This is a genomic window from Burkholderia sp. Tr-20355 (assembly GCF_017104685.1).
Classification (GTDB): Bacteria; Pseudomonadota; Gammaproteobacteria; order Burkholderiales; family Burkholderiaceae; genus Burkholderia; species Burkholderia seminalis.
On sequence record NZ_JAAGPK010000209.1, the window covers coordinates 1 to 12,054 of the forward strand.

General features: G+C 71.2%; 6 protein-coding genes. All 6 read left to right on the plus strand.

From position 1 onward, the window contains the following. Positions 1 to 2,227: alpha-1,4-glucan--maltose-1-phosphate maltosyltransferase (locus tag G3N62_RS31350; RefSeq protein WP_206141410.1), on the plus strand; the 2,227-nt coding region annotated here is incomplete at its 5' end. Next, complete coding sequence (gene treS, locus G3N62_RS31355) at positions 2,227 to 5,640, plus strand: maltose alpha-D-glucosyltransferase (protein WP_124669575.1); 3,414 nt, start codon at positions 2,227 to 2,229, stop codon at positions 5,638 to 5,640. The genes G3N62_RS31350 and treS, both read left to right, overlap by 1 nt. After that, positions 5,637 to 7,844, plus strand: a complete 2,208-nt coding sequence (glgB, locus tag G3N62_RS31360) for a 1,4-alpha-glucan branching protein GlgB (RefSeq protein ID WP_124669524.1) — start codon at positions 5,637 to 5,639, stop codon at positions 7,842 to 7,844. Before treS ends, glgB begins: the two co-directional genes overlap by 4 nt. Positions 7,845 to 7,876: 32 nt before the next feature. Then, positions 7,877 to 9,991, plus strand: coding sequence for a glycogen debranching protein GlgX (gene glgX / locus G3N62_RS31365; protein ID WP_034190002.1), 2,115 nt, complete (start codon positions 7,877 to 7,879; stop codon positions 9,989 to 9,991). 8 nt (positions 9,992 to 9,999) lie between these two features. Continuing rightward, complete coding sequence (treZ, locus tag G3N62_RS31370; protein ID WP_124669525.1) at positions 10,000 to 11,871, plus strand: malto-oligosyltrehalose trehalohydrolase; 1,872 nt, start codon at positions 10,000 to 10,002, stop codon at positions 11,869 to 11,871. Continuing rightward, on the plus strand, positions 11,868 to 12,054 hold a 187-nt coding region (locus G3N62_RS31375; RefSeq protein WP_206141411.1), incomplete at its 3' end, for a hypothetical protein. The genes treZ and G3N62_RS31375, both read left to right, overlap by 4 nt.

The following is a 12,054-nucleotide window of genomic DNA, read 5'->3' on the forward strand; positions in this document are numbered from 1 at the left end:
CGACCCCGCGACGATCCTGCCCGGCGTGCCCGGCGGCTTCACGCGTGTCGCCACGCAGGCGGGCGCACACACGCAGCCGCCTGCCGCGCTCGCACCGTTGACGCTCGAACCCGGCGCCTACGCGTTGCTGCACGCGTGGCCGGCGCCCGCCGTCACGACGCGCCCCGATGCCGCGCGCGAGCGCGAAGCGTTGTCGGCCGCGCTCGCGGCCGACCGGATCGCGATCGAGCGCGTCGAGCCGTCGGTCGACGGCGGCCGCTTCGCGGTCAAGCGCGTGATCGGCGAGTCGCTCGTCGTCCATGCGTCGATCTTCACCGACGGTCACGCGCATCTCGCGGCCGCGCTCCAGTGGCGCGCCGACGGCGACGACGCGTGGCGAGAAGTCCCGTTCGAAGCCGGGCCGAACGACCGCTGGCATGCGCGCGTCGCGCTCGACCGGCTCGGCCGGCATGAATTCCGCGTGATCGCCTGGCGCGACGACTGGGCGTCGCTCGTCGACGACGTCGCCAAGAAGCACGCGGCCGGCCAGGACGTGACGCTCGAACTGCGCGAGGCGCAGTTGCTGCTCGCGACCGCGCTCAAGCTCGCCGATCCGGTCGACCCGCGCGCCCGCGCGCGGATGGAGCGCCTCGTCGCCGAGTTCAAGGACGCGCCGCCCGATGCGCGACGCGCGCTGCTCGCCGCGCCGCCGCTCGCCGACGCGTTCGCGGCGCTGCGCTACCGCCCGTTCGCCACGCACGACGACACCGCCTACCCGGTCGACGTCGAACGCCGCAAGGCACGCTTTTCGAGCTGGTACGAGATGTTTCCGCGTTCGGCGAGCGACGATCCGCGGCGGCACGGCACATTCGACGACGTGCGCGCGCACTTGCCGCGCATCCGCGACATGGGCTTCGACGTGCTGTACTTCCCGCCGATCCATCCGATCGGCACGACCGCGCGCAAGGGACGCAACAATAGCCTCAGCGCCGGCCCCGACGACGTCGGCAGCCCGTATGCGATCGGCTCGCCCGACGGCGGCCACACGGCCGTGCATCCGCGGCTCGGCACGCTCGCGTCGTTTCGCGCGCTGGTCGATGCCGCGCGCGTCCACGGGCTCGAGATCGCGCTCGATTTCGCGATCCAGTGCTCGCCCGATCACCCGTGGCTCGCCGAGCATCCCGGCTGGTTCGCGTGGCGCCCCGACGGGTCGCTGCGCTTCGCGGAGAATCCGCCGAAGCGCTACCAGGACATCGTGAACCCCGATTTCTATGCACCGGATGCGCTCCCGGCCCTGTGGCTCGCGCTGCGCGACGCGGTGCTGTTCTGGGTCGACGCGGGCGTGCGGATCTTTCGCGTCGACAACCCGCACACGAAGCCGCTGCCGTTCTGGGCATGGATGATCGGCGACGTGCGCGGCCGGCATCCGGACGTCGTGTTCCTGTCCGAGGCGTTCACGCGGCCGGGAATGATGTACCGGCTCGCGAAGGTCGGCTTCTCGCAGTCGTACACGTACTTCACGTGGCGCGAATCGAAGCGCGACTTCATCGACTACCTGACCGAGCTGACGGCCGGCCCCGCGCGCGAATTCTTCCGGCCGAACTTCTTCGTCAACACGCCCGACATCAACCCGCGCCACCTGCAGAACGCGCCGCGCGCGCAGTTCGTGATCCGCGCGGCGCTCGCGGCGACGCTGGCCGGTTCGTGGGGCATGTACTCGGGCTTCGAGCTCGGCGAGTCGGCGCCGCTGCCGGACAGCGAGGAATACGCGAACGCCGAGAAGTACGAACTGCGTGCGCGCGACTGGAGCAAGGCCGCGCACATCGGCACGGAAATCGCGCGGCTGAACCGCGCGCGGCGCGATCACCCGGCGCTGCAGACGCATCTGGGCCTCGCGTTCGTCGAGGCGGACAACGACAACGTGCTCGTGTTCGTGAAGGCGACGCCGGCGTTCGACAGCGTGGTCGTCGTCGCGATCAGCCTCGACCCGTGGCATCCGCAGGCCGCGAACTTCACGCTCGACGCCGCGCTGTGGCGCGGTTTCGGGCTCGTCGACGGCGAACCGCTCGACGCGCTCGAACAGGATGCGGCCCACGCGCAAACGTGGCGCGGGCATCGTCAGTACGTGTCGCTCGATCCGCACGTGCGGCCCTACGCAATCTGGCGGCTCGCGCCGTCGCCGGACGCCGCGCGGGCGGCGGCGCCCGCACCGGACGTCGCCCGCCCCTCCTCGGGAGCCCATGGATGATGAAACGCGAAGATTCCCTCGACGACGTGCGCCGCGCGCAATTCCCGTCGCTCGCGCCGGCCGGCACGCCGCGCCGGCGTCGCGCGCGCCGCCGCGCCCCCGCGCTCTGCACGGACGATCCGCTGTGGTACAAGGACGCGATCATCTACCAGGTGCACGTGAAGTCGTTCTACGACTCGAACAACGACGGCATCGGCGATTTCCCCGGCCTGATCGCGAAGCTCGACTACATCGCCGAACTGGGCGTCGACACGATCTGGCTGCTGCCGTTCTACCCATCGCCGCGCCGCGACGACGGCTACGACATCGCCGACTACCGCGACGTGCATCCCGACTACGGCACGCTCGCCGACGTGCGGCGCTTCATCCGCGAAGCGCATGCGCGCGGCATTCGCGTGATCGCCGAGCTCGTGATCAACCACACGTCGGATCAGCATCCGTGGTTCCAGCGCGCGCGCCGCGCGAAGCCGGGCTCCGCGCATCGCGACTACTACGTGTGGTCCGACACCGACACGAAATACGCGGGCACGCGGATCATCTTCCTCGACACCGAAACGTCGAACTGGACGCACGACCCGGTGGCCGGCCAGTACTACTGGCATCGCTTCTACTCGCACCAGCCCGACCTGAACTTCGACAACCCGGCCGTGGTGCGCGAAGTGATCCAGGTGATGCGCTTCTGGCTCGACCTCGGCATCGACGGGCTGAGGCTCGACGCGGTGCCGTACCTGGTCGAGCGCGAAGGCACGAACAACGAGAACCTGCCCGAGACGCATGCGATCCTGAAGCGAATCCGCGCGACGATCGACGCCGAATACCCGAACCGGATGCTGCTCGCGGAAGCGAACCAGTGGCCGGAGGACGTGCAGGAGTATTTCGGCAACGAGGACGAATGCCACATGGCGTTCCACTTTCCGCTGATGCCGCGCATCTACATGTCGATCGCGAGCGAGGACCGCTTCCCGATCGTCGACATCATGCGACAGACGCCGGCGCTCGCGCCGAGCAACCAGTGGGCCGTGTTCCTGCGCAACCACGACGAACTGACGCTCGAGATGGTCACCGATTCGGAGCGCGACCTGCTGTGGCAGACCTATGCGAGCGACCGGCGCGCGCGGCTGAACCTCGGCATCCGGCGCCGGCTCGCGCCGCTGATGGAGCGCGACCGGCGCCGCATCGAGCTGATCAACTCGCTGCTGCTGTCGATGCCCGGCACGCCGGTGATCTACTACGGCGACGAGCTCGGGATGGGCGACAACATCCACCTCGGCGACCGCGACGGCGTGCGCACGCCGATGCAATGGTCGTCGGACCGCAACGGCGGCTTCTCGCGCGCCGACCCCGAGCTGCTCGTGCTGCCGCCGATCATGGGCTCGCTGTACGGCTACGACGCGATCAACGTCGAGGCGCAAACGCGCGACCCGCATTCGCTGCTGAACTGGACGCGGCGCATTCTCGCGACCCGCCGCGCCTCGCAGGCGTTCGGGCGCGGCACGATCCGCTTCCTGCGGCCGGAAAACCGCAAGGTGCTCGCGTACCTGCGCGAGCTGGACGGCCACGAGCCGGTGCTGTGCGTCGCCAACCTGTCGCGCGCGTCGCAGGCCGTCGAGCTCGACCTGTCCGAATTCGCGGGCCGCGTGCCGATCGAGATGACGTCCGATTCGCCGTTTCCGCCGATCGGTCAGCTCCCGTATCTCCTCACCTTTCCGCCGTACGGGTTCCTGTGGTTCGTGCTCGCCGAGCACGGCCGCGAACCGTCGTGGCGGCAGCCGCACGCGGAGCCGCTGCCCGAATACGTGACGCTGGTGATGCGGCGCGGCGAAACGCGGCCGGACGTCGCGCAACTGCACGCGCTCGCGCACGACGCGCTCGCTTCATGGCTCGCGCGGCGGCGCTGGTTCGCGTCGAAGGATCGCGCGATCGGCGACGCGTGGCTGAATGTCGTCACGCCGATGCCGGACGAGCCGTTCCAGTATGCGGAGGCGTGGGTGTCGGCCAGCGACGGCGGCGTCGAACGCTACGTCGTGCCGCTCGCCACCGCATGGGGCGGCGAGACCTCGCAGCCGCTGTTCGCGCAGTTGGCACTGGCGCGCGTGCGGCGCGGCCATACGGTCGGGTACCTGACCGATGCGTTCGCGCTGCCGGCGTTCGCGCGCGGGATGCTGCGCAAGCTGCGCGACGGCGCGACGGTGCCGACCGCCGACGGTGGCCGGCTCGCGTTCCTGCCGGAGGAGGCGCTCGCGGCGCTCGATCCCGGCGACGACGCGGACATCCGCTGGCTCGCGGCCGAGCAGAGCAACAGCTCGCTCGTGATCGGCGACGCGATCGTGCTGAAGCTGGTGCGCAAGGTCGCGCACGGCATCCACCCGGAAGCGGAAATGAGCCGGCATCTGACGCGCATCGGCTACGCGAACACCGCGACGCTCGCGGGCGAAGTCGTGCACGTCGATCCGGACGGCACGCCGCACACGGTCGCGATCCTGCAACGCTACGTCGACAACCAGGGCGACGCGTGGACACGGTCGTTCGACTTCCTGCGGCGGGCGGTCGACGAACTCGCGCTGCCGGCCGCGGACGACGAAGAAACGGCCGACGCGGACGAAGCACCCGATGCGCTGCTCGGCTACGCGGCGTTCGCGGGCATCATCGGCACGCGGCTCGGCCAGTTGCACGTCGCGCTCGCGCAGCCGTCCGGCGACCCCGCGTTCGCACCGGAGCATGCCCCGCCCGACCACGTCGACGGCTGGTGCGCGGACGCGATCGCGTCGTTCGAGCGCGCGCTCGACGTGCTGCGCACGCGGCTCGATACGCTCGACCCCGCGATGCGCGCGACGGCCGACACGCTGCTCGCGTCGCGCGACGCCGCCGTGCAGGCGCTCGGCGACCTCGTGCCGCGCACGCTCGACGCGCAATGCCTGCGGATTCACGGCGATTTCCATCTCGGCCAGGTGCTCGACGTCCAGGGCGACGCGCTGCTGATCGACTTCGAGGGCGAACCGGCGCGCCCGCTCGCGCACCGCCGCGCGAAATCGCATCCGCTGCGCGACGTCGCCGGCCTGCTGCGTTCGCTGTCGTACGTGAGCGCGACCGCGCAGTTCGCGATCGAGAAAGCGCCGCCGCAGGCGGCCGGCCGCAAGCGTGCGCTGTTCGACCGCTTCGGACAGGCGGCCGCCGACCGCTTCGTCGACTGCTATCGCGCGGCCGCCGATCTCGCTCCCGCGCGCTTCGTCGATCCGCGCTATGCCGACCGCCTGCTCGCGCTGTTCCTGATCGACAAGGCGTCGTACGAGCTGTGCTACGAAGCCGCGAACCGGCCGGACTGGCTGAGCGTGCCGGTCGGCGGGCTCGCGGCGCTCGTCGAACGCCTGCTCGGCGACGGCGGACCGCCCGACGACGACGGAGACACGCGATGACCGATACGTTGTTCGATCGCACCGATATCGATGCGCTGCTCGCCGGCCGCCATCCCGATCCGTTCGCGTGCCTCGGCCCGCACGGGCAGGCCGACCGGACCGTCGTGCGCGCGCTGCTGCCCGGCGCCGAACGCGTGCGTGCGCTGGCGCCGGACGGCGACGAACTCGCGACGCTCGCGTGCGTCGATCGCGCAGGCTGCTTCGCGGGAACCATCGCACGCAACGGCGGCGCGACTCACTACCGGCTCGCGATCGACTGGCCGGACGCGCGGCAGGTGATCGACGACGCGTACGCGTTCGGCACGCTGCTCGACGAGGCCGAACTGGCGCGCCTCTCGTCCGGCGACCCGGCCGCCGTGCTCGACTGCCTCGGCGCGACGCCCGCACGGATCGACGGCATCGACGGCGTGCGCTTCGCGGTCTGGGCGCCCAACGCGCAGCGTGTGTCGGTGGTCGGCGACTTCAACGCGTGGGACGGCCGCCGCCATCCGATGCGGCTGCGCCGGCCGTCGGGCGTGTGGGAGCTGTTCGTGCCCGGCATCGGCGCGGGCGAGTGCTACAAGTACGAGCTGCGCGCGGCCGACGGGCGCGTGCTGCCGCACAAGGCCGATCCGTGTGCGCGCGCGACCGAAGCGCCGCCGCGCACGGCGTCCGTCGTCGCCGACGTCGCGGCGCTCGACGCATTCGCGTGGCACGACGACAGCTGGATGCACGCGCGGCCGCGCGCCGACCGCTACCGCGTGCCGTGGTCGATCTACGAGGTGCATCCGGAGTCGTGGCAGCGCGTGCCCGAGGAGATGAACCGCAGCGCGACGTGGGACGAGCTCGCCGAGCGGCTGATTCCTTACGTGCAGGGGATGGGCTTCACGCACGTCGAATTCATGCCGATCGCCGAATACCCGTTCGGCGGATCGTGGGGCTACCAGCCGCTCGCGCAGTTCGCGCCGTCCGCGCGCTTCGGGCCGGTCGACGGCTTCGCTCGGTTCGTCGACCGCGCGCACGCGGCCGGCATCGGCGTGATCGTCGACTGGGTGCCCGCGCACTTCCCGGACGATCCGCACGGCCTCGCGCAGTTCGACGGCAGCGCGCTGTACGAGCATGCCGATCCGCGCGAAGGGCTGCATCCCGACTGGCACACCTGCGTGTTCAACGTCGGGCGTGCCGAAGTCGGCGCGTTCCTCGTCGCGTCGGCGCTCGCGTGGGCGCGCCGCTACCACGTCGACGGCATCCGCGTCGACGCGGTCGCGTCGATGCTGTACCGCGACTATTCGCGCAAGGAAGGCGAATGGGTGCCGAACCGGTACGGCGGCCGCGAGAACCTCGAATCGGTCGCGTTCCTGCGCCAGTTGAACGACACGCTGCACGGCGCGGCCGCGCCGGGCGGCGTCGTCACCATCGCGGAGGAATCGACCGCGTGGCCGGGCGTCACCGCGCCGACGCGCGACGGCGGGCTCGGCTTCGACTTCAAATGGAACATGGGGTGGATGCACGACACGCTCGCGTACCTGCACGAAGACCCGATCCACCGCCGCTATCACCACGACCGGATGACGTTCGGGCTCGTCTACGCGTTCTCGGAGCGCTTCGTGCTGCCGCTGTCGCACGACGAGGTCGTGCACGGCAAGGGCTCGCTCGTCGCGAAGATGCCGGGCGACGCGTGGCAGCGGCTCGCCACGCTGCGCGCGTACTTCGGCTTCATGTGGGCGCATCCGGGCAAGAAGCTGCTGTTCATGGGCAGCGAATTCGCGCAATGGGCGGAGTTCGCGCACGATGCGACGCCGCACTGGGACCTGCTCGACGCGCCGGCCCATCGCGGCGTGCAGCGGCTCGTGCGCGACCTGAACCGGACCTACGCCGCCGAACCGGCGCTGCATGCGCTCGACTGCCACGCGGCCGGCTTCGCCTGGCTGATCGGCGACGACCGCGACAACAGCGTGTTCGCGTTCGCGCGCCGCGACGACGCCGGGCACCTGGTGGTCGCCGTCTGCAACTTCACGCCCGTGCCGCGCGCCGGCTACCGCCTCGGGCTGCCCGCCCCCGGCCACTGGCGCGAACTGATGAACACCGATGCCGCGCCGTACGGCGGCACCAACGCCGGCAACGACGGCGCCGTGTGGGCCGAGGCCGTGCCCGCCCATGGCGAGGCGTGGTCGGCGACCCTGCGCTTGCCGCCGCTCGCGACGCTGTGGCTGACCCCCGCGTGATTTCCCGCTCCCTCGACTCGGAGATTCGCCCCATGCCGACCGCCCTGCCCGCCCGCCTCGAAGCCGGCCGCGCCTATCCGCTCGGTGCGACCTGGGACGGCCTCGGGACCAACTTCGCGGTATTTTCCGCCCACGCGCAGCGCATCCAGCTGTGCGTGTTCGATCCGACCGGCCGCAAGGAACTCGCGCGCCTCGACCTGCCCGAATGCACCGACGAGGTGTGGCACGGCTACCTGCCCAACGCCCATCCGGGCACCGTGTACGGGTTTCGCGCGGACGGCCCGTACCAGCCGCAGCATGGTCACCGCTTCAACCCGACCAAGCTGCTGCTCGACCCGTACGCACGCAAGCTGGTCGGCCAGTTCCGCTGGTCGGACGCGCTGTTCGGCTATCGTGTGCATTCGAACCGCGCGGACCTGTCGCTGGACCGCCGCGATTCGGCGCCCGCGATGCCGAAATGCGTGGTGGTGGACGAGGCATTCGACTGGAGCACCGACCGGCGCCCGCGCGTGCCATGGCGCAACACCGTGATCTACGAGACGCACGTGCGCGGCGCGTCGATGCGGCGCGCCGGGTTGCGCGTGCCCGAGCGCGGCACGTTTTCGGCGTTCGCGCATCCGGCGTTCGTCGATCATCTGCTGTCGATCGGCGTGACGACGGTCGAACTGCTGCCGATCCACGCGTTCCTGCAGCAGCGCGCGCTCGTGAACCGCGGGCTGCGCAACTACTGGGGCTACGACACGGCCGCGTTCTTCGCGCCGGAGCCCGCGTATCTCGCGACGCGGCGGCTCGACGAGATGCGCATCGCGATCCGCCAGTTGCATGCGGCCGGCATCGAGGTCGTGCTCGACGTCGTCTACAACCACACCGCCGAAGGCAACCAGCTCGGCCCGACGCTGTCGTGGCGCGGCCTCGACAACGCGAGCTACTACCGGCTCGTGCCGGGCGACCAGCGGTTTCATGTCGACGAGACGGGCTGCGGCAACACGCTGAACCTGTCGCATCCGCGCGTGCTGCAGATGGTGATGGACTCGCTGCGCTACTGGGCCACCGCGTTCAACATCGACGGCTTCCGCTTCGATCTCGGTGTCACGCTCGGCCGCGAGGCGCACGGCTTCGATCCCGGCGCGGGATTCTTCGACGCATTGCGGCAGGACCCGGTGCTCTCGCAGCGCAAGCTGATCACCGAACCGTGGGATCTCGGCCCCGGCGGCTACCAGCTCGGCCGCCACCCGCCCGGCTTCGCCGAATGGAACGACCGCTTTCGCGACACCGTGCGGCGCTTCTGGCGCGGCGACGCGGGGCAGCGGCCGGAACTCGCCGCGCGGCTCGCCGGCTCCGCCGACCTGTTCAACCACCACCGGCGCCATACGTGGGCGTCGGTCAATTTCGTCACCGCGCACGACGGCTTCACGCTCGCCGATCTCGTGTCGTACTCGGCCAAGCACAACGACGCGAACGGCGAGGACAACCGCGACGGCCGCGACGACAACTGCAGCGCGAACTGGGGCGTCGAGGGGCCGACCGACGATGCGGCGATCCGCGCGGTACGCTCGCGCGTCGCGCGCTCGATGCTCGCGACGCTGTTCACCGCGCTCGGCACGCCGATGCTGGTGGCCGGCGACGAATTCGGCCGCACGCAGCACGGCAACAACAACGCGTACTGCCAGGACAACGAACTGTCGTGGCTCGACTGGGATCTCGCGCGCGGCGACGAAGCCGTGACGCTGATGCGCTTCGTGTCGCGGCTCGCCGCGCTGCGGCGCATGTACCCGGTGATGTCGGCGCCGGGCTATCCGTCCGGCGATCGCGACGGCGCGCCGGGGATGGCCGAGATCGGCTGGTTCGACGAGCACGGCGATGCGCTGACCGTCCCCGCGTGGCAGGACCGCGAGCGCCGCGCGCTGACGATGCGGCGGGTCGGCACGGGCCGCACCGGGCGCACCGAGGCGCTGCTCGTGATGCTGAACGCGTCGTCCGAGACGATCGTGTTCGTGCCGCCCGCACCGGTGCTCGAGTATCGCGTGCTGGTCGATACGGCCACGCCCGACGCCGGCCCGCGCACCTGGCCGGCCGACGGTCTCGACGTCGCCGCGCATGCGGCCGCGATCGCGGTCGCGGCCGTGCCGCTCGACCCGCCTTCGTGAGGATCGCCATGACAACCCGTTCCGCCGGCCCGTCCGGCACGCATGCATTCGACTCGTCGTTCGGCGCCACCTGCATCGATGCCGGCCACACGCGCTTCAGGCTGTGGGCGCCCGCGAGCCGTGCGGCCGCCGTCGAGCTGCACGACGACAGCGAGCAGGTGATCCCGATGACACCCGTCGGCGACGGCTGGTTCGAGACAGTCGCGCCGTGCGGCCCCGGCGCGCTGTATCGCTACCGGCTCGACGGCGGTCTCGTCGTGCCCGATCCCGCGTCGCGCTTCCAGCCCGGCGGCGTGGACGGCCCGAGCCAGGTCGTCGATCCGGGCGCCTATCGCTGGCGCCACGATGCATGGCGCGGCCGCCCGTGGCACGAGACGGTACTGTACGAACTGCACGTCGGCGCCTGCGGCGGTTATGCGAGCGTCGAACGGCGGCTGCCGTCGATCGCCGCGCTGGGCGTGACCGCGGTCGAGCTGATGCCCGTCAACGCGTTTCCCGGCGCGCGCAACTGGGGCTACGACGGCGTGCTGCCGTTCGCACCCGACACGTCGTACGGGCGGCCCGAGGAACTGAAGGCGCTCGTCGATACCGCGCACGGGCTCGGTCTGCAGGTGTTCCTCGACGTCGTGTACAACCATTTCGGCCCCGAGGGCAACCTGCTGCCGCGCTACGCGCCCGCCTTCTTCCGCGCGGACCGGCAAACCGCATGGGGGCCGGCGATCGACTTCTCGTGCCCGCAGACGAGCGCGTTCTTCATCGACAACGCGCTGTACTGGCTCGACGAATTTCGCGTCGACGGCTTGCGCATCGACGCCGCGCACGCGATCGACGACGATGCGTGGCTGCGCGAACTCGCGCGCCGCGTGCGCGCGTACGCGGGCAACGCACGCCACATCCATCTGGTGCTCGAGAACGAGCGCAACGCGGCGAGCCTGCTCGGCCCCGGCGGGTTCGACGCGCAGTGGAACGACGACTTCCACAACAGCGCGCACGTGCTGCTGACCGGCGAGCGCGACGGTTATTACCGCGCGTACGCCGACGCGCCGCTGCGCCATTTCGCCCGCACGCTCGCCGAAGGGTTCGCGTACCAGGGCGAGCCGTCGCCGCTGCACGACGGCGCCGCGCGCGGCGAGCCGAGCGCGCACCTGCCGCCCACCGCGTTCGTCACGTTCCTGCAGAACCACGACCAGATCGGCAACCGCGCGTTCGGCGAACGCCTGCGCGCGCTCGCGAACGACGACGCGGTACGCGCGGTCACCGCGCTGATGCTGCTCGCGCCGCCGATCCCGCTGCTGTTCATGGGCGAGGAAGACGGCAGCACGCAGCCGTTCCAGTTCTTCACCGACTATCGCGGCGCGCTTGCCGATGCCGTGCGCGAAGGCCGGCGCCGCGAATTCGCGGCGTTTCCCGCGTTCGCCGATCCCGCGCATCGCGACCGGATTCCCGATCCGAACGACATCGCGACCTTCGTCCGGTCGTCGCTGCACCACCCGCCCGACGACTCCTGGGCCGACGCGGCCGCCTGGCAGCGCTTCTACCGCAGCGCGCTGGCCGTGCGCATGGCGCTCGTGGCGCCGCATCTGCCCGGCGCGCACGTGCTCGGCGTCGACCTGCTCGCGGGCGACGACGAGCCGCAGGCACTCGTCGCGCGCTGGCGGCTCGGCGACGGCAGCACGCTGACGATCGCGCTGAACCTCGGCCCGCACGATGCGGTGCTGCCCGCGCTGCCGGTCGGCAAGCTCGTGTTCGAGACGCCACCGCGCGCCCGCGACCGGCTGCGCGACTTGCGGATGCCGCCACGTGCCTGCATCGCGTGGCGCGACGGCGCGGTCAACCACGATGCGCGGCATCACCGCGCGAACGGACTGGGAGGATCATGACGACCGACGTCTCGATCGCGGTACTCGCACACGCGGCCGGCCTCGAAACCGACTGGACCGACGCCGGCGGCGTCGCGCGGCGGGTGGACGACGTCGCGCTCGCCGCGCTCGTCGATGCGCTCGGCTGGCCGTGCGGCACCGCGGCCCAGCGGGTCGACAGCGCGGCGGCACTCGCCGACGGGA